The sequence below is a fragment of the Mitsuaria sp. WAJ17 genome, from assembly GCF_014174515.1.
In the GTDB taxonomy this organism is placed as follows: Bacteria; Pseudomonadota; Gammaproteobacteria; order Burkholderiales; family Burkholderiaceae_C; genus Roseateles_B.
The window spans coordinates 213,362-234,622 of the sequence record NZ_JACJUG010000003.1; the positions used below are offsets into that span (position 1 = coordinate 213,362).

Here is a 21,261-nt window from a genome sequence, read left to right on the forward strand (position 1 = left end):
GCGGGAGCCGCCCGGGCAACACGTCAAGGGCTCAGCGCCACTTCCAGCGTTGCTTCATTTCATCGATCTGCGCAGCCCGGTCTCGCATGAAGTCGCGCATGGCCACCACCTCCGCCGGGTGCTTGTACGAGGACAAATACCAGTGCCCGCTGGCATGGGGCAGGTCCGGGTCGAAGACCGGCGCCTCGCCGGCCTCGCTGCCCACGTGGGCGAAGTAGTACTCGGCGATGCGCGTGTTGAGATAGGCCCCGTCCACGCGAGCTCTTTGCAGTTTCTCGTAGAGCCGGTCGTACTGCACTGACTCCTCGATGCGCATCTGGCCGGAGTTGATCAGCTGCTGGTAGGGGTAGGGCGTGAAGCCGTTGGGAATGCCCAGCACCTTGATGCGCGCGACACCCTTGCCCAGGTCCTGCGGGCGGACCAGCACGCCGTCGGTGAATTCCATCATCGGTGCATAGGCGATGCGGAGCCTGCCCTTGAGCGTCGTCACCCAGTTCGGGTTGTCGGGGAAGATGAAGTCCAGGTCTCCACGCACGAACATGGCGTCGCGTCGCTTCAGGGGCAGGACCACATAGCGGAACTCCAGGCCGCGGCTGGCCGCGAAGGCATCGAGCATGTCGCGGCCCAGGCCCCGGTAGACGCCGTTCTTCCATTCCGAGTAGGGGAGGAAGTTCTCGTAGTCTTCCACGCCCACGGTGTAGATGCGGCGTGCCTGGGGCTGCGCGGGCGCCTGGGCTCGCGCCGTGGCGGCCGTTGTCAGCAGGGCGGACAGGAGCAGTTGGCGTCGCTTCATGGGACCTCCCGATGCAGGGTGTGGAGCGATGAAGAGTGCAGGACGACAGCTGCAGTGTCGCGCAGCGCGAGGTGCCTGAACAGAGCGGCCTGGTGCTGCCGGGGGCGGCTGGGCGCCTTTCAGGCGCTCTTGCGCCCGCTCAGGCGGCGCAGCACCAGCAACAGTCCCAGCCCCAGGAGGATGCCGATGCCATCCGCCAGCAGGTCAGCCCATTCGGCGGCGCGGCCCGGCACCTGGGTCTGCAAAATCTCGATCAGGCCGCCGTAGGCCAGCAGCCCCCCGGCCAGCCGGCCCTGCCGTCCGGGCCAGGCAAGACTGCCCAGCAGCGTCAGCATGCCGAAGGCGCTGAAGTGGTTGAGCTTGTCCCAACCCAGGTCTGCGGCCCTGGGCGGCGCGGGGCACAGGGCGAGGTAGCTGACCGCGAAGAGGGTCAGTGCGAAGAGGGCAGGGGCCAGGCCAATGAGGCGGCGAAGCGTGGGCGTCATGGCGGACAGGCGCAGGCAGTTGGCAAGCGGTCAATGCCGGTCAATGCCGGGCAAGAAAAAAGCCAGACCCTTGCGGACCTGGCTTTCTTCAATTTTTGGTGCCGGTGAAGAGAGTCGAACTCCCGACCTTCGCATTACGAATGCGCTGCTCTACCAACTGAGCTACACCGGCGAAAGACTGCGACTATAGCAGAATTTACTGTGCCTGCTCAAGGTGGTAGCGGGTCACGCGCTCCACCTCGTTCCGGGAGCCCAGCACCACGGACACGCGCTCATGCAGCTTGGTGGGCTTCAGGTCCATGATGCGTTCTCGGGCGTTGGTGGCCGCGCCGCCGGCCTGCTCCACGAGGAAGGCCATGGGGTTGGCTTCGTACATCAGGCGCAGCTTGCCCGCCTTGTTGGGCTCGCGCCTGTCCCAGGGGTACATGAAGACGCCGCCGCGGGTGAGGATGCGGTGCACGTCGGCCACCATGGAGGCGATCCAGCGCATGTTGAAGTTCTTGCCGCGCGGGCCTTCCTCGCCGGCCAGGCATTCGTCGATGTAGCGCTTCACAGGGGCGTCCCAGTGGCGCATGTTCGACATGTTGATGGCGAACTCCTTGGTGTCTTCGGGGATGCGCACGTTCTCCTGGGTGAGCACGAAGCTGCCCTGTTCGCGGTCCAGGGTGAACATGGTGACGCCGTCGCCCACGGTCAGCACGAGGGTGGTCTGTGGGCCGTAGACGCAGTAGCCGGCCGCGGCCTGGGCGCTGCCGGGTTGCAGGAAGTCCTCCTCGCTGACGCCCTTGCTGCCCTCGGGCTTCTTCAGCACCGAGAAGATGGTGCCGATGGAGACGTTGACGTCGATGTTGGAGGAGCCGTCCAGCGGGTCGAACATCAGCAGGTACTCGCCCTGCGGGAAGCGGTTGGGCACCAGGTAGATGCCCTCCATTTCCTCGGAGGCCATGGCCGCCAGGTGGCCGCCCCACTCGTTGGCCTCGATCAGTACCTCGTTGGCGATGATGTCCAGCTTCTTCTGGACCTCGCCTTGCACGTTCTCGCTGCCGGCCGTGCCCAGCACATCACCCAGGGCGCCCTTGTTGACGCTGATGGCGATGCGCTTGCAGGCGCGGGCCACGACTTCGATGAGCAGGCGCAGCTCCTGCGGGATGTGGCCATGCTGGCGCTGCTGCTCGATCAGGTACTGCGTGAGGCTGATGCGACGGGTCATGGGAATACCTTGAAGTTGCGAATGCGGGGCAGGGCGGTCAGGCGGCTGCGCCGCCGGAGGCCAGAGCGCGCTCGACGATCTCGCGAACGTCATTGGACAGCTCGGGCTTGGCGGCCACGCGGGCGATGGCCTCGCGCGCGGCGCTGCGGTAGGGCTCGGCCAGCACCGTCCAGCGGTCCATGGCGCGAGCCACGCGGCCGGCCAGCTGCGGGTTGATGCCGTCCAGCAACTGCACCTGCTCGGCCCACAGCACGTAGCCGGCGGCATCGGCGCGATGGAAGGCGGCCGGGTTGAACATGCACAGCGAGGCCAGCAGGCTACGGGCGCGGTTGGGGTTCTTCAGGGTGAAGTCCGGGTGCTGCAGCAGCTGCTTGACGCGGGCAAAGGTCTTACCCCCATGCTCGGCCGCGCGGGCCTGCAGGGCGAACCACTTGTCCACGACCAGGGCCTCGTGCTTGAAGAGCGCGTGGAAGCGCTGCAGTGCGGGCTCGGCCAGCTCGGCATGGGCGTTGACCAGGGCGGCGAGGGCGCCCAGGCGCTCGGTCATGTTGGTGGCGTCCTTGAAGCGCTGGTAGGCGCGGCCGGGCCAGACGCTGTCACCGTTGCGGGTGGCGTTGAGTACCAGCATGGCCAGGGCCAGGTTGGCCAGGGCGCGCTGGCCGGACTGAACCGGGCTGGGCTCGTAGCCGGCCTTGACCTGGTTGGCTTCGTAGGCAGCGGCCCAGTCGTCCGCCAGCTCGGCGGCCAGCTGCATATGGGCGGCCTCGACGGCGTCATGGATCTCCTGAGGATCGACCACTTCCAGCTGCTCGGCCACATAGCCTTCACCCGGCAGCGTGAGGGCCAGCTCCTTGAAGGCGGCGTCCAGCTGCGGGTCGCGCAGCACGGCGCGCATGGCGTCGAGGTAGGCGGAGTCCAGCACCAGGGCCTCGCCGGTGCGCACGGCCTGCAGGATGCGGTTCAGCGCCAGGCGCTGGCTGGCTTCCCAGCGGTTGAAGGCATCAGCGTCGTGCTGCAGCAGCACCAGCAGCTCGGCGTCGCTGAGGCCGTCATCCAGGATCACCGGGGCCGAGAGGCCGCGCAGCAGCGACGGCACGGGCTCGCTGCCCACGCCGGTGAACACGAAGTGTTGCTCCGCCTCGTCCAGCACCAGCACGCGCTCGGTGCCCACCGGGGCGGCTTCGCCCTGCAGTTGCAGGGGCAAGACCTGACCCTCGCGGCTCAGCAGGCCCATGGTCACAGGGATGACCTGGGGCAGCTTGTGCTCCTGGCCCGGCGTGGCGGGGTTGTGCTGCTTGAGTGCCAGGGTGTAGGTCTGGGCGGCGGCGTCATAGCTGCCGCGGGCCTGCAGGCGAGGCGTGCCGGACTGCGAGTACCAGCGCTTGAAGGCCTCAAGACGGGTGCTCAGGGCGGAGCCGGGGTTGGCATCGGCGATGGCGGCGGCGAAGTCGTCGCAGGTCACAGCCTGGCCGTCATGGCGCTCGAAGTAGAGCTTCATGCCGGCCTCGAAGCCCTGGCGGCCGACCAGAGTCTGGTACATGCGCACCACTTCCGAGCCCTTCTCGTAGACGGTCGGGGTGTAGAAGTTGTTGATCTCGACGTAGGAGTCGGGGCGCACGGGGTGGGCCATGGCGCCGGAGTCCTCGGGGAACTGCACGCTGCGCAGCTGGCGCACGTCCTGGATGCGGCAGACGGCACGGGCGCTGGGCGCGGCGGCCATATCCATGCTGAATTCCTGGTCGCGGAAGACGGTCAGGCCCTCCTTCAGCGAGAGCTGGAACCAGTCGCGGCAGGTGACGCGGTTGCCGGTCCAGTTGTGGAAGTACTCGTGGGCGACGATGGACTCGATGCGGGCGAAGTCCGCGTCGGTCGCGGTGGCCGGCGAGGCCAGCAGGGCGCTGGTGTTGAAGATGTTGAGGCCCTTGTTCTCCATGGCGCCCATGTTGAAGTCGGACACGCCGACCACCATGAAGCGCTCCAGGTCCAGGGGGAGGCCGAAGCGGGCCTCGTCCCAGACGATGGAGGCGATGAGGCTGTTCATCGCGTGCTCGGTCTTTTCCAGGTCGCCGCGACGCACATAGACCTGCAGCAGGTGGTCCTTGCCGGCACGGGTGCGGATGCGCTGCTCGCGCGAGACGAGGTCGGCGGCGACCAGAGCGAACAGGTAGCTGGGCTTGGGGAAGGGGTCGTGCCACTTGGCCAGGTGACGGCTGTTGTCCAGCTCGGCGGTCTCCAGCAGATTGCCGTTGGAGAGCAGCACGGGGTACTTGGCCTTGTCGGCGCGCAGAGTGACCGTGTAGACGGCCATCACGTCCGGACGGTCCAGGAAGTAGGTGATGCGGCGGAAGCCCTCGGCCTCGCACTGCGTGAAGAAGCCACCGCCCGAGGTGTAGAGGCCCGACAGCGAGCTGTTCTTCTCCGGCGCGCAGGTGTTGCGGATCTCAAGCAGGAAGTCGGTGTCCGGCGCGCTCTCGATGACCAGCTCGTGGCCTTCCTGGCGGAAGGACACGCTCTCGCCGTTGATCAGCACGCGCAGCAGGTTCAGCTCCTCGCCATGCAGGCGCAGCGGGCCGTGCGGTACGGCGGCATTGCGTTCGATCTGCATCTTGCTGGTGACCAGGGTCTTGGCCGGGTCCAGGTCGAAAGTCAGATCGACGGTGCGGATCCAGTAGGCCGGAGCCACGTAGTCTTCGCGGCGGATCAGTGCGGCAGTGCCTTCACGCATCATGGCGGGCTTCCTCGTTGTGTTTGTCGATGCGCCGGGGCTCATGACCCCGGGGCTGTTGTCATTCAGTCGGGCGAGGCGCGCCTCTCGGCACGCCTCTTTCCGCATTCCCCATCGGGTCCCGCTGATCCGGCTCCGCCGGGCAGCCGGGGCCGCCCCCCTGTGGGGCCGGCGCAGCCGGTAGGGGGTGGGGGATCACACGCCTTGCTTGAGCGAGGCGTTGATGAAGACATCCAGGTCGCCATCCAGCACCTTCTGGGTGTTGGAGACTTCCACATTGGTGCGCAGGTCCTTGATGCGGCTCTGGTCCAGCACGTAGGAGCGGATCTGGTGGCCCCAGCCGACGTCCGTCTTGGTGTCCTCGAGCTTCTGCTGCTCGGCCTGACGCTTCTTCATTTCATGGTCGTACAGGCGCGAGCGCAGGCGGCGCCAGGCGACGTCACGGTTGCTGTGCTGCGAGCGTCCGTCCTGGCACTGCACCACGATGCCCGTGGGGATGTGGGTCAGGCGCACGGCCGAGTCGGTCTTGTTGATGTGCTGGCCGCCAGCGCCGGAGGCGCGGAAGGTGTCGGTGCGCACATCGGCCGGGTTGATGTCGATCTCGATCGAGTCATCGATTTCCGGGTAGACGAACAGCGAGGCAAACGAGGTGTGGCGGCCGCCCGAGGAATCGAAGGGGCTCTTGCGCACCAGGCGGTGCACGCCGGTCTCGGTGCGCAGCAGGCCGAAGGCGTACTCGCCCTCCACCTTGATGGTCGCGCTCTTGATGCCGGCCACGTCACCCGGCGTTTCGTCTTCCATCGTGGTGCTGAAACCCTTGCGCTCGCAGTACTTGAGGTACTGGCGCAGCAGCATGCCGGCCCAGTCGCAGGCCTCGGTGCCACCGGCGCCGGCCTGGATGTCGATGAAGCAGTTGCTGGGGTCGGCCGGGTTGTTGAACATCCGGCGGAATTCCAGCTCCTCGACCTTCGCGGTCAGCTTGGCCGCGTCGGCTTCGATGGCCTCGAGCCCGGCGAAATCCTCGTCGGCCTTGGACATCTCATAGAGCTCGGCGTTGTCGGCGAGGTTGCTGCTGAGGTAGTTGATGGTCTCGACCACCTGCTCGAGCGAGCGCTTCTCCTTGCCCAGTTCCTGGGCGCGCTTGGGCTCGTTCCAGACGTTGGGGTTCTCCAGCGCCGCATTGACTTCATTCAGCCGCAGTGACTTGCGGTCGTAGTCAAAGATACCCCCTTAGCGCGTCGGTACGCGCTGTCAGGTCGGCGAGGGTTGTGCCGATTTGGTTGATGCGTTCGATGTCCATGACGGATCCTGATTGATGCCCGCGGTGCTGCGCCCGCGTTCAGCGGGACCGCCCTGGGGCTGGCCGCGGCTTGGCCGGGCCGTGTCTTGTGAGCAACCGCGCATTTTAAGCCGGCCCGGGACCGTTCCTGCCCACCCGGGCCGCTGAAATGGGGCGATCCCGCTGTCACCCGCGCGGCGGCTGAGGCACACTGCGCACCGGACACCCGCCATGGACCCCCTCCACCAGCCCTCCACGCCCGCCCGCGAGCGCCGCCATCGCCGCTACTGGCAGGCCACGCGGCGGCTCACCCTGGCCCTGCTGGCCGGATGGACCCTGCTGAGCTTCGGCCTGACCTGGTTCGCCCGCGACCTCAGCTTCAGCTTCTTTGGGTGGCCCTTCAGCTTCTGGGTGGCCTCGCAGGGGGCGCTGATGGGCTATCTGCTGATCGTGGTCCTCTATGCCTGGCTGATGGCTCGCCACGACGACGAGCATCGCGAGGACGCCGGGGACTGAGCCCCCGGCCGGCGCCTGCCAGTCTTCGCGCCGGCGGCCCATCAGGGTTGCCCCGGCTGTCAATGCTGACACTTGGGCGATGAGCGCCCGCTGACCATAGTCCGCATGGCGCCAGCATGCCGGCGGCATGCTTTCCCACCGGCACTGGCCCGTCCCCGGCGCCGCAATGGCCGGCAGTACCCCGTTGCGATGCTTCACCCGCGGCACTGACCGCGTCTCCACACAGAGAGATCGTCCATGAAGCGTAAATTCAATACCCCGTATTCCCGCCCCCGCCTGCCCCTGCTGGCGCTGGTCTTGGGCGGCCTGGCCGTCTGCCACACCGGCACGGTCCTGGCCGCAGAGGGCACCGTGCTGGGCACCGAACTGGGCAGCGCCAGCGGCCTGATCCAGAGCCTCAAGCAGCAGCACCAGGGCCGCCAGGCCCTGAGTCTGCAGACCCAGGACGGCACAGCGCTGCCAGTGCTGGTGCGCGACTTCTTCGAGCAGGGCGGCAAGGTGTCCATCGCCGGCCGGCACCGCGATGCGGAGGACTCCATGTTCTTCCTCAAGGGCGATGGCAAGACCCTGCGCGGCTTCCTGGTCCTGCACGGCCAGAAGAAGGCCTGGGAGTACAGCACCGATGCTCGGGGCGTGGTCAGTGTCAAGCCCGTGCCCCTGAGCCGCGTCTACCCGGACCTGGACGAGGACTTCCAGCGCAGCAACCGCAGCACCGCCACCCTGGCCCAGATCGCGGCGGCGCATCCGATCTACAGCCCCATGGCCCTGCGGCAGACGCCGCACATCGGGCCCTACAACAACCAGGACGTCACCAAGCTGGAGAGCAAGCCCGGCAGCCCCTATGTCTTCTACCTGAACACCGCCGCAGTGATGAGCGGCAGCACGCCGCTCAATGGCGTGACCAAGGAGAACATGTACCGCGCCTGGCAGTCGGTGGCGGACCAGTACTCCATGCTGCAGCTCAACGTCACCACCAACAAGGCCGTCTATGACGCTGCCAAGGCGTCCAGTGTGCTGCGCACCGGCATCATCAACTTCGTCAACCAGGATGGCCGCAGTTTTGCGCCGGTACATTCCTTCGGCACCACGTCGGCCGGTACGCTGTACCGCAATCCGGCCAGCGGCTTCGACTATGGCTACGGCATCGGCATGACCGGCGCGCACGAGGTCGGCCACCAGATGGGCATGCTGCACGATGGCGGCGGCACCGGCGGCGAGTACTTCGAGGGCATCGCCGCCTTCCAGTGGGGCCCCATCATGGGTAACTACTGGATGGGCGGCTCCTGGACCAACCAGCTCTTCACCTGGAGCAAGGGCGAGTACAACACCGCCAGCAACAAGGAAGACGACCTCAAGATCATGACGGTCGACGAGGCCGTGCCCTACATGGCCGATGACAATGTCAACGGCAAGCCCCTGGCTCTGCGCGCCGGCGGCGAGATCAACCCGGCGGACAACTGGGGTCAGATCGAGCGCAACACCGACACCGACGTCTTCACCTTCAGCCTCTCCAGCGCCGGCACGCTGAACCTGCGGGTCGATCCCATCGAGTACCTGCGCATGCTGGACGTCGATGCCACCATCACCACCGCCGCCGGCGCCCAGGTGGCGCGCAGCAACCTCTCGGTGAACCGCTCGGCCGAGTTCCTCAACCTGAACCTGGCGGCGGGCGACTACAAGCTCATCATCCAGGGCGGCGCTGAAGGCACGCCGGCGAATGGCTTCTCCAAGTACAGCTCACTGGGCTACTACGCCATGAAGGGCACGCTCAGCGCCGGCACCACGCCCTCGACCATCCCGCTGACCAGCGGCGTGGCCCTGGGCAATCAGTCGGCGTCCACGGGCACCTGGACCTACTACTCCATCCAGGTCCCGGCGGGCAGCACCAAGCTCGTCGTCAACCTTGCCGGCAGCAATGGTGACGCCGACCTCTTCGTCGGCGCTGGCCAGAAGCCGACTGGCACCAGCTATGCCTGCAAGTCCGACGGCTCCACGAGCACCGAGACCTGCACGGTGAATTCGCCGGTGGCGGGGACGTACTACGTGGGCGTGCAGGCCTATGCGACCTACAGTGCCTTGACTGTCAAGGCGACGGTCAGTCCTTGACCCCCCCCTACCGGCTTCGCCGGCCCCCCCAAGGGGGGCGCGCATGTAGGACCGGCAAAGCCGGATCCTCATGCGCCGTGCGGGGCGGCTGGCTGGCGCAGCCGGTTGGGTGTGCTGCGGGTGGGGGATGTGGCGAGCAAAGCCGGATCCTCATGCGCCGTGCGGGGCGGCTGGCTGGCGCAGCCGGTTGGGTGTGCTGCGGGCGGGGGATGTGGTGAGCAAAGCCGGATCCTCATGCGCCGTGCGGGGCGGCTGGCTGGCGCAGCCGGTTGGGTGTGCTGCGGGTGGGGGATGTGGCGAGCAAAGCCGGATCCTCATGCGCCGTGCGGGGCGGCTGGCTGGCTGGCGCAGCCGGCGTCGTTCTTGCTCAGCGCAGGAAGCCCTCCAGCACCGCGGCCAGCGCTTCCGGCTGGTCGTGGTGCAGCATGTGGGCGGCGTTGTCCAGGCGGGCGCGCTGCAGCTGGGGCACCAGGGCGAGGCGGGCCTCGAAGTCCTCGCGCGGGTAGCGCTTGCCCCACCACTGGCTCAGCTGGGTGAGGGCGCCCTCCACCCACAGGGTCGGGGCCTGGATGGACTGCCAGCAGGCCAGGGCCTCGGCCTTGCGGTACAGCACGGGGTTGGTCCGCTTGTGGGCGGGGTCGCCGAGGATGTGGAAGGCGCCGTCACGCTGCTCGGACCAATGCGGCGCCAGCCAGGCTGCCTTCGCGGGCGAGAGGCGCGGGTTGGTCTTCATCAGGCGCTGGGCGACCTCGTCCAGGCTGGCGTAGGGCTTGAGCTGCTGCGGCTGTTTCAGCTCGTCCAGCCACTGGCGCAGGCGCTTGGGCGCTTCCTCGGCTTGGGTCTCGGGCAGGCCGAAGCCTTCGAGGTTGACGAGTCGGCGGATGCGCTCCGGCCGAACGCCGGCATAGCTCATCACCACATTGCCGCCCATGCTGTGACCCAGCAGGTCCACGGGGCGGCCGGGGCTGATGACGTCCAGCAGGGCATCGAGGTCGCCCAGGTAGTCGGGGAACCAGTAGGCATCGCTGGCCGTCCAGTCGCTGAGGCCGAAGCCGCGCCAGTCCATGGCCACCACATGGCGGTCCGAGGGCAGGGCATCGACCACGAACTGGAAGGACGCGCCCACGTCCATCCAGCCATGCAGCATCACCAGCAGCGGGCGCTCGGGCGTCTCCATCGAGGCGTCGCCCCAATGCAGCACATGGTGGTGCAGACCGCGCAGCAGCAGCATGTCGCTACGGAAGGGGCGGCGTTCGGTGTAGGCGGTGGGGGTGTTCATGGCGGCGACTCTAGCGGCTTGCGGGCGGGGCTGCTGTCCGCGCAGTGACAGGCCCTGGCCGCCGTCGGGATCACCGGACATAGCGGCTATGGTCAGGCGCGCGCCCAGCGCAGGTCGCGACGGCGGTGGCATAGTCCCGTGCGGCTCGCAAGGGCAAACCCTCCGTAGCGCTCGGCTTCAACGTGGCCGCTTGCCTTCTTGGATCGAAATCAGGGATCGTGCAGTGACAAACCTCGGGCCGTGGCACACAGAAGACTTTGACGCGCTGTCCTGGCACGACGTGCATGTCCACGGCTTTCGCTTCGCGTCGTTCAACGAGGACGAGGGCAGCGCCGATCTCGTCCTGGATCTGGACTACATCCTGAAATGGGAGTCGTCCGCGGACCAGTGCCTGTTCACCCTCTGTCGCGCTGAGCTCACCTTCCATGAGGTCTTCGGGCTCAAGCTCGATGTTGACTACGCGACGCCCAAGGCAGGCATGTGCCCCTTCATGATTGATGGCATCCACCGGGAAGCGCTGGAATTTCCCACGGGGTTCAAGTCATTCCGCTGGCATATCGCCCTGAGCTGGCCGGAGGGCTCCGTGCGGTTCGAGGCGCCGGCATTCACGCAGGCGCTGATCGGGACGCCCGTCGTCAAGACGGGCATTCAGTCGCTGACCTCGCAGGAACGCGACGAAACGGCCTAGACCTAGATCTGGACAGTCGAGCCAGAATCCGGTCATGAACAAGCAAGACTTCTCCATCCGCCCCGCCGAACCCCGCGACCTCGGCGCCATCGTCGGCCTCATCCGCGAGCTGGCGGACTTCGAGCAGCTCACGCACCTGCTGCAGGTCGATGAAGAGCGGCTGCGGCCGCATCTCTTCGGGCCGACCCCCAGGGCCGAAGCCGTGGTGGCGGAGGGCGCCGCCGGCCAGATCGTGGCCTTCGCGCTCTTCTTCCACAACTTCTCGACCTTCCTGGCCCAGCCCGGGCTGTACCTGGAAGACCTCTACGTGCAGCCCGCCCATCGCGGCACGGGCTTGGGCCGGCAGCTCCTCACGCATCTCGCTCGCCTGGCCGTGGCCCGCGGCTGCGGTCGATTCGAATGGAGCGTGCTGGACTGGAACCAGCGCGCCATCGGCTTCTACGAGGGCATGGGCGCCACGGTGATGCCGGACTGGCGCATCTGCCGCCTCAGCGGCGAGGCCCTGCAAGCCTTGGGCAAGACCTGACCCCGTCAGCGGGCCGCGGCTTCAGAGCCAGGCTTTGAGACGCTCCGGCGGGCGGGCGATCAGCGCCTGCTCGCCGCGCACGACGATGGGCCGCTGCAGCAGCTGCGGGTGCTGCAGCAGGGCTTCGAGCAGCTGTTCGTCATCGGCGTCGGCCAGGCCCAGCTCGGCATAGAGCGCCTCGCTGCTGCGCAGCAGCTCGCGCACCGGCAGGCCCAGTTGGCGCACCAGGGCCTTGAGCGTGCCCAGGTCGGGCGGGGTCTTCAGGTACTCGATGACTTCAGGCGCCAGGCCGGCTTCCTGCAGCAGGGCCAGGGCCTCACGGGACTTGGAACAGCGGGGGTTGTGGAAGATCTTCATGATCGCAGGGCAAAAAAAAAAGCGGCCGGCGCAAATGGCGCAGTGTAGAACCGGCGGGCTTGGTGGAATCCATGAGGAGCCGGCAGGGCCGGCTCGATAGCATGCGGCGCTTGACCTGCCGACGCAAGGAGGGCCCGATGGCCCAGTATGCCGCCGCTGCTCCCGCCGCCCGCCTCGCGGATGGCCCGGGCGATCTCCATGCCGCGCTGCACGCCGGCTTCCGCTGGCGGGTCCCGCCCGACTTCAGCCTGGCCGAGGCCTGCTGCGGTCGCTGGGCCCGGGAGACCCCCGAGGCCACCGCGGTGATCTTCGAGGACGAGGGCGGCAGCCGGGCCAGCTACAGCTACGGCCAGCTGCAGCGCGCCGCCCATCGCCTGTCCAATGCCCTGGCGCGACGCGGTGTGGTGGCGGGCCAGCGCATCGCGCTGATCCTGCCGCAGCGCTTCGAGACCGCCGTCGCCCACATCGCCATCAACCAGCTGGGGGCGGTGGCTGTGCCGCTGTCCATGCTCTTCGGCCCGGAGGCGCTGCAGTACCGGTTGCAGGACAGCGGCGCCGTGCTGGCCATTGCCGAGGGCAGCGTGCTGCCGATCTTGCGTGGTCTGCGTGACAGCTGTCCGGCCCTGCGTGAGCTCATCGCGGTGGGCGAGGGCGCCGGTCCGGGCGAGACCGCCTGGACGGCGGCGCTGCAGGCCGAGGATGCGCGCTTCACCTCGCTTGGGGCCCATGCCGAGGCGGCCGCGGTGCTGATCTACACCAGCGGCACCACCGGCCCGCCCAAGGGCGCCCTGATCCCGCAGCGCGCCCTGATCGGCAACCTCAGCGGTTTCGTCGCCAGCCAGAACTGGTTCGGCTTCGACCCCTTCGACCCGGCTCGGCCGAGCGAGGCGGTGTTCTGGTCCCCCGCGGATTGGGCCTGGACCGGTGGCCTGATGGACGCGCTGCTGCCCACGCTCTACTTCGGTCGCCCCATCGTGGCCTTCCAGGGGCGCTTCTCGCCGCAGCGGGCCTTCGAACTGATGCAGCGCCATGGGGTCACGCACAGCTTCCTCTTCCCCACCGCGCTCAAGGCCATGATGAAGGCCGTGCCCGAGCCCCGACGCCAGTACCGGCTGCGCCTGGAGGCCGTGATGAGTGCCGGCGAGGCCGTGGGCGATGCCGTCTTCCGCTGGTGCCAGCAGGCCCTGGGCCTGACCGTCAACGAGATGTTCGGCCAGACCGAGATCAACTACGTGGTGGGCAACTGCAGCCGGCTGTGGCCGGCGCGGCCGGGCAGCATGGGCCGGGCCTATCCGGGCCACCGGGTGGCCGTGATCGACGAGGCAGGCAAGACCTGCCCCCCGGGCACGCCCGGCGATGTGGCGGTGCACCGGCGCGACGTGCATGGGGATCCCGACCCGGTCTTCTTCCTGGGCTACTGGAACCGGCCCGAGGCCACGGCGGCCAAGTTCACCGGCGATCCGTCCGACAGCTGGTGCCGCACCGGCGACACCGCCGTGATGGATGCCGAGGGCTATCTCTGGTACCAAGGCCGCAGCGACGATGTCTTCAAGTCCGCCGGCTACCGCATTGGCCCGAGCGAGATCGAAAATTGCCTGGTGAAGCACCCGGCCGTGGCCAACGCCGCCGTCGTTCCCAAGCCCGATGCCGAGCGTGGCGCCCTGGTCAAGGCTTTCGTGGTGCTGGCGCCGGGTCATGCGGGCGACGCGGCGCTGGTCGAGGCCCTGCAGGCCCTGGTGAAGGGGCAGCTGGCGCCTTACGAGTACCCCAAGGAGATCGAGTTCATCGAGGCCCTGCCCATGACCACCACCGGCAAGGTGCAGCGTGCGGTGCTGCGTCAGATGGAGGCGCAGCGCGCGGCCGCAGCCTGAGCGATTTCAGCGCTCCCGCATGGAGGCATGTGCCCCGTTGCGGCCGCTGGGCTCGGGCGGCGGCGCTGCGGGCGGCGGGCTGCCCTTGGCGCATTTGCCCGAGGCCTCGGCCAGCAGGTAGAAGGGCGCGCTGAGCAGACCCAGGCCGGCGCCGGCGAACTGGCCCTTGCTGCAGTCGCCGTAGCCGGCCTGCTGCATCTTGCGGCCCAGCTTCTCACTGGCGCTGACGCCTGTTTCCTGCTCTTGCGCCATCAAGTGCTTCTCGCCATTGAGCGGCTCGCGGGCGGCCTGGCGCAGGGCCGCGCGGGTGGCGGGGCTGTCGATCAGGCGCTCCTGAGGCGCGGAGGCCGCGGGTGCCGTCGGCTGGGCCAGGCTCTGCGGCACTTCCGCGCTGCGGGGCTGGGGCGTCTCGGGCGCAAGGGCTGCGGTGGGCGCAGCCTCGGACCTGGGCTGCGGTGGCGCGGTGGCGCGGCGCTTTGCAGCGGCCTGGGCACCAGGCGCCGTGCGCTGAGGGCGGTCCTGCAGCAGGGTCACGGTGACGCGGCGCGTTTCCGCGGGCTGAGGCGCCGGGCGATGCAGCAGCCCGGCTTGCAGCCCGGCCAGCAGCAGCAGGTGCAGGGCGATGACCAGCAGAGTCAGCGGCCATCTTCTGGGCGCGGCGGGCAGGGTGACGTGGTCCATGGGGTGCGAAAGGGCGGGGCGGGTGCTCATCCCTGCGCCCCGGCGTCATCAGCCGGATCCGCCTCGGGGCCGGGCTCATAGGCCAGCAGCTCCCCGGGCTGGCAGTCCAGCTCGCGGCAGATGCGGGCCAGGGTGTCGAAGCGCACGCCCTTGACCTTGCCCGACTTCAGCAGCGAGAGATTGGCCTCGGTAATGCCCACCCGCTCGGCCAGCTCCTTGGAGCGCATCTTGCGGCGGGCGAGCATGAGGTCCAGGGTGACGACGATGGGCATCAGACGAACTCCGCGTTCTCCTGCGCCACCCGCACGGACTCGCGCATGATGCGCGCCATGGCCACCAGCACCAGGCCCAGCATCAGCAGGGTGTAGTGGTCCGAGCTGATGCCCACCAGCAGCTGGCGCTGCCCCGGCGGGTTGTGCCAGCTCAGCGTCAGCACGGCCAGGGTGTGGCTCAGGGGGCGGGCCGCCGCGAGGGCCAGCAGGCCCCAGCCCAGCCACTGCAGATGGCGCACCGAGGCCAGGTCGAACACACGCCCCGCGGCGTAGTGCCCGAACAGTCGCCACACATGCCACAGCAACAGCAGGCCCGACACCAGCGGCAGGCTCAGCGAGATCCACAGCACGGCCAGCGTCAGACCGTCTGGTGTGCGGTAGGGTAGCTCGGGCATCACCTCGTGCAGAACGTACTGGATCATCAGCTCCGGCGCCCAGGCCAGCTGCACGGCGTACTGGGCCAGGCCGCAGGCGCCCAGCAGCGCGAGGATCTGCACGGCCCGCGCCAGGCCCTTGAGGGCGAAAGGCGAAGGCGGGGAAGGGCGGTGCGAAGCGGCCATCATCGGGATCGAAGTCTTGGAATTATTGTAAGGCAGTAATAAATTGATGTGCCAATGAAATTCGTCAGGGTGGGGTCGGCGGGCTGAGGCACACTGCGCAGCCTGCATTTGTTTTGCGTCCGCCAGCATGTCCAAGAAGTCCGCCCATGTCAGCGAAACCCCGGCCACCCAGGTGCTGCGCCGGCACGGCATTGCCTTCACCGAGCATGTCTACGACTACGTTGAGCATGGCGGCACGGGCGAGTCCTCGCGCCAGTTGGGCGTGCCCGAGCACGAGGTGGTCAAGACCCTGGTGATGCAGGATGAGAAGGCCCAGCCCCTGATCGTGCTGATGCATGGCGACCGCACGGTGAGTCTTAAAGAGCTGGCCCGCCAGATCCCCTGCAAGAAGGTCGAGCCTTGCAAGCCCGACGTCGCGCAGCGGCACAGCGGCTACATGGTCGGCGGCACCTCGCCCTTCGGCACGCGCAAGGACATGCCGGTCTTCGTGGAGGCCAGCATTCTGGAGCTGGCCCGCATCTGCATCAATGGCGGCCGGCGCGGCTACCTGGTGGGCATCGAGCCCCGGGTGATCACCGAGCTGCTGCAGGCCCGGCCGGTGCAGTGCGCCAGTGCAGAATAGCGGCCCATGCAAGACCTCCTCTACCCCCTGCTGGCCGGCGTGGCTGGCTACCTGCTGGGCTCGCTCTCCTTCGCGGTGATCATCAGCCGCGTGATGGGCCTGTCCGATCCGCGCAGCTACGGCTCCGGCAACCCGGGCGCGACCAATGTGCTGCGCTCGGGCAACAAGAAGGCCGCCCTGCTGACCCTGCTCTTTGACGCGCTCAAGGGCTATGTGCCGGTGCTGCTGGTGCTGCTGTACGGCGAGCGCTTCGGCCTGGGCGAGGACAGCGCCGCCTTCGTGGGCCTGGCCGCTTTCCTGGGCCATCTGTGGCCGGTGTTCTTCAAGTTCGAGGGCGGCAAGGGCGTCGCTACGGCCGCCGGCGTGCTGCTGGCGATCAACCCGCTGCTGGGCGGCGCCACCTTGCTGACCTGGCTCATCATTGCCTACTTCAGCCGCTATTCTTCGCTGGCTGCCATCGTGGCGGCGGTGTTCGCGCCCTTCTACCAGATGCTGATCTGGGGGGCCTCGCCCACGGTGCTGTACGTCGCGCTGATGGGCCTGCTGCTGGTGTGGCGCCACGAGGCCAACATCAGGAAGCTGCTCAACGGTACCGAGAGCAAGCTCGGCCAGAAGGCCGGCAGTGCCACCCCGCCCCAGGGCAGTAGCAAGAAGCATCCGCATGGCCAGGGCTACCAGTCTCGCGGCCATTCGCACCATCACACGAAGAACCAAGCCAAGAAGAAGGGCAACTGATGACGATTCAACGCTTTGATGTCGGGCAGCGCATGTCCGAGATGGCCGTGCACAACGGCGTGGTCTATCTGGCCGGCCAGGTGGCCTCCAATGCCAGCCTGGATATCACCGGCCAGACGGCCGACGTGCTGGCCCAGATTGATGCCCTGCTGGCCCGCGCCGGCAGCGACAAGACCAAGATCCTGCGTGCCCAGATCTACATCGCCGATGTGGCTGAGTTCGCCGGCATGAACGCCGCCTGGGACGCCTGGGTGCCGGCCGGCCACACGCCGCCGCGCGCCACCGTCGAGGCCAAGCTGGCCAAGCCGGAGTGGAAGGTGGAGATCGTGGTCACCGCCGCGGTCTGATCCTCGATCCCGCAAGGCAAAGGCCCCGTCCGGCAGGTCGCCGGCGGGGCCTTCGTCATTGGAGGGCGCGCCGCGCCTACTCGGGGATCTGGTATTGCGCCGAGCCCATGAGGTCGATGCCGCACTGCAGGTTCTCGGCCCAGTCAATGAAGTCCTTGACCGCCGGGCCCGCCATGGGGGCGCCATGCTGGGGCACGATCATGGCGATGTCCAGCTGACGCACCATGGCAGCCCACAGGCGCATGACCTTGTTGCTGACCATGTAGCGGCGGTGGAAACCCTCCATGCGGCGCAGGTGCGGGCCCAGGTCGGTGACGGTTTTCTCGGGGTTCAGGTCGGTGCCGATGGACGCACCCAGGTCGCCCGAGAAGAGGATGCGGCTGACCGGGTCATAGAACTGAAAATTGCCCTCGGAGTGCAAGAAGTGGGCCGGCAGGGCGATGAGGTCGAACCTGGCGTTGCCCTCACCCAGGCGCAGGCGCTGGCCGGGGTCGGGGATGCCCACGATGCGGCCCACGGTCTTGCCGGGCTTGCAGAAGTGCGGCGCGAAGCGCTCCCAGATGCGCGAGATGTAGACGGTGGCGCTGGTGGCCGTCATCCAGCGGTCCAGCGAAGCAATGATGTCCGGATCCGCATGCGAGGCCAGGATGGCCGCCAGCTTGTGCGGCGGGAAGTGCTGGGACATGCCCAGGTAGAGCTCGTTGTAGGCGAGGTTGCCGCCCGGGTCGATGATGCAGCCCGTGCCCTTGTTGACGATCAGGAACTGGTTGGACTGGACCGCCTCGCCATCTTCTTCGCTCAGCTTTGCGAACATCAGACAGACGTGATCGTCCTTGCGGAACAACTCGATGGCCACGGGCTCTCTCCCTGCTTTGGATGAGCCCCTACTCTAGGTGGGGGAGTGTGGCTGTGGCTTGAGGCACCTCAAGACGCGCGGCGAATTCTTGGCCTGGATCAAGAAATGCCGGGCCTTTTGACGGGCCCGGCCTCGATCCGGCGGGGCCGCTGACGGTCAGGCTTAGAGGGCTGCCGTCTTCTGCACCGGCAGCTGTCCCGGGGGCAGGGGCTGGGCCAGGATGTCGATCCGCAAGGCGCGGCCGGCCTCATTGACGTCCACCCGGATCGGCTGCCCGGCCTTGAACGACAGGCGGGGCTGGGCCACCAGGGTCAGGGGCTGACCCTGCTCCAGTTTCAGGAGCATGTGATAGCGGTCGCCTGCCTCAGCCCAGGTCGTGATGCCGATGCGCAGGGGGGGGCCGGATTGCTCACCGGTGTCGCTGCTGAATTCCACGGCCGCGGCCTGCCCCTCGTGCACCAGCAGGCGGGGCTGGCCCAGCAGGGCTGCGCCCTCATGGACAGTCAGGCTGAGATCGACGGTCGTTGCTGCCGCCTGCTGATCCTGGGCCTGGACGCCATAGCCGAGGCCCGTCAGCAGCGCGACACAGAGGCCGGCGCCCAGACGGGCACGCCAGCGGCGGGGGGCATGCAGGGGGTGGGTCTTGAGCATCAGGATTCTCCTTTTGAGTGGATGGCAGTCTTGCCAAGAAGCGGCCAGGGCAGGCCAGGCTGCCTCGGCATCGGGGGCCTGACCGGCCTTGAGCAGGGCGTGCGCATAATGCGCCAGGTCCTGGGCACTGGCCTGCTGCAGCACGAGGGCGTCGCAGGCCAGTTCCTGGTCCTGGGCGAAGCGGTGCAGCGCCCACCAGGCCAGGGGGTTGAACCAGTGCAGGCAGGCCAGCGTGCGGGCGAGCAGGGTCCAGGCGTTGTCGCCGCGGCGGGCATGCGCGGCCTCGTGGCCGAGCACCAGGGCCTGCTCGGCCGGCGTGAAACGCTGCTCGAAGTCAGCCGGCAGGACCAGGCGTGGCCGCCACAGGCCGATCAGCGCAGGGCTGCAGCCGGCCTGGCTGCGCCAGGGCAGCGCGCGGCGGTCCAGTTGCTGCAGCACGCGGCCATGGGCCCGCCATTGCAGCAGCAGCAGGGCCGCGACGCCGGACAGCCAGCCCAGCACCAGCAGCGCTGGCCACGCTTCGCCCTGGGCGGAGGCAGGCTCCGCGCGCCAGGGCAGTTGCGCGGCCGATTGCGCCAGGCTCAGCACGGCCAGGTGCGGCTGGGCGGTGGGGGCGGGCAGCAGCAGTCCCAGCAGGCCCAGGGGCAGGGCGATCCAGGCGGCATGCACGGCACGTGGGCCGGCGGCACGCATCAGCAAGGGGCGCAGCAGGCCCAGGAGCAGCAGGGCGAGGCTGAGGAAGGCGGTGCTTCGGGCCAGGCCGTGAAGGACGGCGCTCGCCTCCAGCCAGGGCAGGACAGGGCTCAAGGCTGCTCTCCGCGGGCCTGGCGCCAGGCCTTGTCCTGGGCCCTCAGCGCCGAACGGTCCCGGCTGCGTTCCTCGATGTGGCCGGCCATCTGCGCCAGCTGCTCCGGGCTCATGCTGGCGACCTGCTTGCGGTACAGGGCCTGGAAGCCATCCCCGCGGGGATCCTCCATGCGCAGGCCGACCTGGGCCTGGACCACCTCCTGCGGGCCGCCGGGCAGACGGGCCATGAGGCTGGTCTGGCCCTTGCCCAGCTGCATGGGCTGCAGCTCGGTGAGCGTCTTCCTGCAGTCCTTGTCCAGGATCTCGCTCTGAGGCCGGAACTCGCCGCCGGGGAAGCGGTAGAGGTGCAGGCCCAGGCACCAGTCCTTCATGGGCACCACCAGCTGCATCTGGGCGTAGGTGTCCTGCAGCGTGTGGGCAAAGGCGAAGACCGCGTCCTTGTGCTGCCAGCCTTCCTGCCCCTGCTGGCTGTCCAGCTGCACGACCAGGCCCAGGGGGGGCACGCCCATGACGGCCGACTCCCGCTCCAGAAACTGCATCATCCGCTCATAAGCTTCGTTGGCCGACACCGGCTGTGCCGCACGGGCCAGCAGCGTCACGCCCAGGCACAGGCCCAGCGCGCTGCCCCGGCCCAGCAGGCGCTGCCACCTCGGACGGCGATGCAGGCGCAGGCCTTTCACCCGCTCCAGCAACGGATGGCGATGGGCCCAGCCGGTGCTCAGCACGGGCAGTGCACGCTGGGGATGGGACTTCAGCAAGGCAGTCACATAGGTCTTCACAAGGGTCTCCTCTCCTGGGTGATGGGTCTGGGGTTGATTCAGTACGGCGGCATCGCAGGCCAGCTCCTGGTCCAGGCGCATGGCGCGCAGCGCCCACCAGGCCAGCGGGTTGAACCATTGCAGGACCAGCAAGCCGGCGGCCAGCAGGTTCCAGGCGTTGTCGTGGCGGCGGGCATGCACGGCCTCGTGGGCAAGGATCAGGGCCTGCTCGCGGGCGCTGAAGCGCTGCTCGAAGTCCATGGGCAGCACCAGGCGGGCCTGCAGCAGTCCCATCAGGGCGGGGCTCGCGCCGGCTGGGGCTTGCCAGGCGCGGTCCAGTCGCCGCAGCCCGCGGGTGAAGCGGCGCTGGCGGCGCACCAGCAGGATCAGCAAGCTGCCGGCGCCCAGGCTCCAGAGCCCGAGCATCAGGGCCGGCGCCGCGGCGCGTCGAGAGGCCAGGCCTGCGAAGCGGGCCGGCGGTGAGGCCGAGCTGGCCCCTGCCAGGCCCTCGCTGACGGGCGAGGCACCCGGCCAGCCGGGCACCACCCGCTCCAGCATTTGCACCGGAACCGGCAAGACCTGACCCCGCACCATGCGGGGCAGCGCTGGGCTCAGCATCATCAGCGGCACCAGCAGCCAGGCCAGGTAGACAGCGCCGGCGTCCAGCAGGCGCCGCAGCACTGGCCGCAGCAGGGCCAGCAGCAGCACGGCGGCGCTGAACAGCAGGGTCTGCGCGGGCAGCAGTTGGGTCCAGGCGGCCTCAGTCATTCTCATGCTCCCGGATCAGTTGCTTGAGGGCCTGGAGGTCGGCCTCGCTGAGCTTGCGCTCGGACGAGAACTGCGCCACCAGGGGCGCCAGGCTGCCACCGAAGAGGCGGTCCAGCAGGCCCATGCTCTGGCGCTTGAGCCAGTGTTCGCGCTGCAGCACGGGGCTGTAGAGGTAGCGCCGGCCGTCCTTCTCGGCGCTGATGGCGCCCTTGTTGAGCAGGCGATTGAGCAGCGTCTTGATGGTGGCCAGCTGCCAGTCCTGGCGATCCTGCAGAGCTGCTGCGATGTCGTCCGTGCTCTGCGGGGCGTGGCCCCACAGCACTTCCATGATCTGGGCTTCGGCTTCGCTGATGTTCATGGTTGGATTAC

22 protein-coding genes and 1 tRNA gene are annotated in these 21,261 nt (G+C 68.4%); 8 read left to right on the plus strand and 15 right to left on the minus strand.

The window, feature by feature from the left end; translation table 11 throughout:
- Window positions 1-31: 31 nt before the first annotated feature.
- The 6 genes from H5407_RS04025 to prfB all read right to left on the minus strand — a co-directional run bounded on the left by H5407_RS04025 (window position 32) and on the right by prfB (window position 6,513).
- Window positions 32-793 (minus strand): hypothetical protein, encoded by a 762-nt coding sequence (locus tag H5407_RS04025; protein WP_183103131.1) that lies wholly within the window; start codon window positions 791-793, stop codon window positions 32-34.
- A 119-nt stretch (window positions 794-912) separates the two neighbouring features.
- A complete protein-coding gene (locus H5407_RS04030; protein ID WP_183103132.1) occupies window positions 913-1,278 on the minus strand; it encodes a VanZ family protein in 366 nt (121 codons plus the stop codon).
- A 96-nt stretch (window positions 1,279-1,374) separates the two neighbouring features.
- Window positions 1,375-1,450: transfer RNA gene (locus tag H5407_RS04035), tRNA-Thr, on the minus strand.
- Between the two features lie 24 nt (window positions 1,451-1,474).
- Window positions 1,475-2,488 carry a class 1 fructose-bisphosphatase gene (locus tag H5407_RS04040; RefSeq protein WP_183103133.1) on the minus strand — a complete coding sequence of 338 codons (1,014 nt, stop codon included), beginning with the start codon at window positions 2,486-2,488 and terminating at the stop codon, window positions 1,475-1,477.
- A 37-nt stretch (window positions 2,489-2,525) separates the two neighbouring features.
- The gene (gene pepN / locus H5407_RS04045; protein WP_183103215.1) at window positions 2,526-5,213 is read right to left on the minus strand and encodes an aminopeptidase N; all 2,688 of its coding nucleotides are present in this window, start codon (window positions 5,211-5,213) and stop codon (window positions 2,526-2,528) included.
- A gap of 195 nt (window positions 5,214-5,408) precedes the next feature.
- A protein-coding gene (gene prfB, locus H5407_RS04050; protein ID WP_183103134.1) for a peptide chain release factor 2 occupies window positions 5,409-6,513 on the minus strand; the annotation gives its coding sequence in 2 pieces (ribosomal slippage) (window positions 5,409-6,431 and window positions 6,433-6,513; 1,104 coding nt in all).
- 210 nt (window positions 6,514-6,723) lie between these two features.
- Here prfB and H5407_RS04055 point away from each other — a divergent pair.
- Both H5407_RS04055 and H5407_RS04060 read left to right on the plus strand, forming a co-directional pair.
- Window positions 6,724-7,008, plus strand: coding sequence for a DUF4212 domain-containing protein (locus tag H5407_RS04055; RefSeq protein ID WP_183103135.1), 285 nt, complete (start codon window positions 6,724-6,726; stop codon window positions 7,006-7,008).
- 237 nt (window positions 7,009-7,245) lie between these two features.
- Window positions 7,246-9,114 (plus strand): pre-peptidase C-terminal domain-containing protein, encoded by a 1,869-nt coding sequence (locus H5407_RS04060; RefSeq protein WP_183103136.1) that lies wholly within the window; start codon window positions 7,246-7,248, stop codon window positions 9,112-9,114.
- 367 nt (window positions 9,115-9,481) lie between these two features.
- On the opposite strand, the gene H5407_RS04065 is transcribed toward H5407_RS04060, so the two are convergent.
- Window positions 9,482-10,393, minus strand: a complete 912-nt coding sequence (locus H5407_RS04065; RefSeq protein WP_183103137.1) for an alpha/beta fold hydrolase — start codon at window positions 10,391-10,393, stop codon at window positions 9,482-9,484.
- Between the two features lie 223 nt (window positions 10,394-10,616).
- On the opposite strand from H5407_RS04065, the gene H5407_RS04070 reads away from it, so the two are divergent.
- Window positions 10,617-11,081 carry a hypothetical protein gene (locus H5407_RS04070; protein ID WP_183103138.1) on the plus strand — a complete coding sequence of 155 codons (465 nt, stop codon included), beginning with the start codon at window positions 10,617-10,619 and terminating at the stop codon, window positions 11,079-11,081.
- A gap of 34 nt (window positions 11,082-11,115) precedes the next feature.
- Window positions 11,116-11,607: a GNAT family N-acetyltransferase gene (locus H5407_RS04075; protein WP_183103139.1), complete on the plus strand. Its 492-nt coding sequence runs from the start codon at window positions 11,116-11,118 to the stop codon at window positions 11,605-11,607.
- Window positions 11,608-11,628: 21 nt separating this feature from the next.
- On the opposite strand, the gene arsC is transcribed toward H5407_RS04075, so the two are convergent.
- Complete coding sequence (arsC, locus tag H5407_RS04080) at window positions 11,629-11,967, minus strand: arsenate reductase (glutaredoxin) (protein WP_310737612.1); 339 nt, start codon at window positions 11,965-11,967, stop codon at window positions 11,629-11,631.
- Window positions 11,968-12,101: 134 nt separating this feature from the next.
- On the opposite strand from arsC, the gene H5407_RS04085 reads away from it, so the two are divergent.
- Window positions 12,102-13,835, plus strand: a complete 1,734-nt coding sequence (locus H5407_RS04085) for an acyl-CoA synthetase (protein ID WP_183103141.1) — start codon at window positions 12,102-12,104, stop codon at window positions 13,833-13,835.
- 6 nt (window positions 13,836-13,841) lie between these two features.
- On the opposite strand, the gene H5407_RS04090 is transcribed toward H5407_RS04085, so the two are convergent.
- The 3 genes from H5407_RS04090 to H5407_RS04100 are packed head-to-tail and all read right to left on the minus strand — an operon-like array spanning window position 13,842 to window position 15,348.
- A complete protein-coding gene (locus H5407_RS04090) occupies window positions 13,842-14,546 on the minus strand; it encodes a hypothetical protein (protein ID WP_183103142.1) in 705 nt (234 codons plus the stop codon).
- Complete coding sequence (locus H5407_RS04095) at window positions 14,543-14,788, minus strand: helix-turn-helix transcriptional regulator (protein WP_183103143.1); 246 nt, start codon at window positions 14,786-14,788, stop codon at window positions 14,543-14,545. Before H5407_RS04095 ends, H5407_RS04090 begins: the two co-directional genes overlap by 4 nt.
- Window positions 14,788-15,348, minus strand: a complete 561-nt coding sequence (locus H5407_RS04100; RefSeq protein ID WP_183103144.1) for a DUF2975 domain-containing protein — start codon at window positions 15,346-15,348, stop codon at window positions 14,788-14,790. Before H5407_RS04100 ends, H5407_RS04095 begins: the two co-directional genes overlap by 1 nt.
- Before the next feature lie 127 nt (window positions 15,349-15,475).
- Here H5407_RS04100 and ybaK point away from each other — a divergent pair, with 127 nt between their 5' ends.
- Genes ybaK through H5407_RS04115 form a run of 3 tightly spaced genes read left to right on the plus strand, consistent with a single transcriptional unit; the run spans window position 15,476 to window position 17,052 of the window.
- Window positions 15,476-15,970 (plus strand): Cys-tRNA(Pro) deacylase, encoded by a 495-nt coding sequence (gene ybaK / locus H5407_RS04105; protein ID WP_183103145.1) that lies wholly within the window; start codon window positions 15,476-15,478, stop codon window positions 15,968-15,970.
- A gap of 6 nt (window positions 15,971-15,976) precedes the next feature.
- Window positions 15,977-16,705 carry a glycerol-3-phosphate 1-O-acyltransferase PlsY gene (gene plsY, locus H5407_RS04110; protein WP_183103146.1) on the plus strand — a complete coding sequence of 243 codons (729 nt, stop codon included), beginning with the start codon at window positions 15,977-15,979 and terminating at the stop codon, window positions 16,703-16,705.
- On the plus strand, window positions 16,705-17,052 hold the full coding sequence (locus H5407_RS04115) for a RidA family protein (protein ID WP_183103147.1): 348 nt from the start codon (window positions 16,705-16,707) through the stop codon (window positions 17,050-17,052). Before plsY ends, H5407_RS04115 begins: the two co-directional genes overlap by 1 nt.
- Window positions 17,053-17,128: 76 nt before the next feature.
- Here H5407_RS04115 and H5407_RS04120 read toward each other — a convergent pair whose 3' ends face one another.
- From H5407_RS04120 to H5407_RS04135, 4 genes are all read right to left on the minus strand, one after another.
- The gene (locus tag H5407_RS04120) at window positions 17,129-17,908 is read right to left on the minus strand and encodes an MBL fold metallo-hydrolase (protein WP_183103148.1); all 780 of its coding nucleotides are present in this window, start codon (window positions 17,906-17,908) and stop codon (window positions 17,129-17,131) included.
- A 162-nt stretch (window positions 17,909-18,070) separates the two neighbouring features.
- The gene (locus tag H5407_RS04125; protein ID WP_183103149.1) at window positions 18,071-19,366 is read right to left on the minus strand and encodes a M56 family metallopeptidase; all 1,296 of its coding nucleotides are present in this window, start codon (window positions 19,364-19,366) and stop codon (window positions 18,071-18,073) included.
- Window positions 19,363-20,892: a M56 family metallopeptidase gene (locus H5407_RS04130; protein WP_183103150.1), complete on the minus strand. Its 1,530-nt coding sequence runs from the start codon at window positions 20,890-20,892 to the stop codon at window positions 19,363-19,365. The genes H5407_RS04125 and H5407_RS04130 overlap by 4 nt, the downstream gene beginning before the upstream one ends.
- The gene (locus tag H5407_RS04135; protein ID WP_183103151.1) at window positions 20,885-21,250 is read right to left on the minus strand and encodes a BlaI/MecI/CopY family transcriptional regulator; all 366 of its coding nucleotides are present in this window, start codon (window positions 21,248-21,250) and stop codon (window positions 20,885-20,887) included. Before H5407_RS04135 ends, H5407_RS04130 begins: the two co-directional genes overlap by 8 nt.
- Window positions 21,251-21,261 lie beyond the last annotated feature (11 nt).

Excerpts from the sequence above, each read along its gene's own strand:
- H5407_RS04025 (WP_183103131.1), bottom strand. The coding sequence starts at position 793 with ATGAAGCGACGCCAACTGCTCCTGTCCGCCCTGCTGACAACGGCCGCC.
- H5407_RS04030 (WP_183103132.1), bottom strand. The coding sequence starts at position 1,278 with ATGACGCCCACGCTTCGCCGCCTCATTGGCCTGGCCCCTGCCCTCTTC.
- H5407_RS04040 (WP_183103133.1), bottom strand. The coding sequence starts at position 2,488 with ATGACCCGTCGCATCAGCCTCACGCAGTACCTGATCGAGCAGCAGCGC.
- pepN (WP_183103215.1), bottom strand. The coding sequence starts at position 5,213 with ATGCGTGAAGGCACTGCCGCACTGATCCGCCGCGAAGACTACGTGGCT.
- H5407_RS04055 (WP_183103135.1), top strand. The coding sequence starts at position 6,724 with ATGGACCCCCTCCACCAGCCCTCCACGCCCGCCCGCGAGCGCCGCCAT.
- H5407_RS04060 (WP_183103136.1), top strand. The coding sequence starts at position 7,246 with ATGAAGCGTAAATTCAATACCCCGTATTCCCGCCCCCGCCTGCCCCTG.
- H5407_RS04065 (WP_183103137.1), bottom strand. The coding sequence starts at position 10,393 with ATGAACACCCCCACCGCCTACACCGAACGCCGCCCCTTCCGTAGCGAC.
- H5407_RS04075 (WP_183103139.1), top strand. The coding sequence starts at position 11,116 with ATGAACAAGCAAGACTTCTCCATCCGCCCCGCCGAACCCCGCGACCTC.
- H5407_RS04085 (WP_183103141.1), top strand. The coding sequence starts at position 12,102 with ATGGCCCAGTATGCCGCCGCTGCTCCCGCCGCCCGCCTCGCGGATGGC.
- H5407_RS04090 (WP_183103142.1), bottom strand. The coding sequence starts at position 14,546 with ATGAGCACCCGCCCCGCCCTTTCGCACCCCATGGACCACGTCACCCTG.
- H5407_RS04095 (WP_183103143.1), bottom strand. The coding sequence starts at position 14,788 with ATGCCCATCGTCGTCACCCTGGACCTCATGCTCGCCCGCCGCAAGATG.
- H5407_RS04100 (WP_183103144.1), bottom strand. The coding sequence starts at position 15,348 with ATGGCCGCTTCGCACCGCCCTTCCCCGCCTTCGCCTTTCGCCCTCAAG.
- ybaK (WP_183103145.1), top strand. The coding sequence starts at position 15,476 with ATGTCCAAGAAGTCCGCCCATGTCAGCGAAACCCCGGCCACCCAGGTG.
- plsY (WP_183103146.1), top strand. The coding sequence starts at position 15,977 with ATGCAAGACCTCCTCTACCCCCTGCTGGCCGGCGTGGCTGGCTACCTG.
- H5407_RS04115 (WP_183103147.1), top strand. The coding sequence starts at position 16,705 with ATGACGATTCAACGCTTTGATGTCGGGCAGCGCATGTCCGAGATGGCC.
- H5407_RS04130 (WP_183103150.1), bottom strand. The coding sequence starts at position 20,892 with ATGACTGAGGCCGCCTGGACCCAACTGCTGCCCGCGCAGACCCTGCTG.
- H5407_RS04135 (WP_183103151.1), bottom strand. The coding sequence starts at position 21,250 with ATGAACATCAGCGAAGCCGAAGCCCAGATCATGGAAGTGCTGTGGGGC.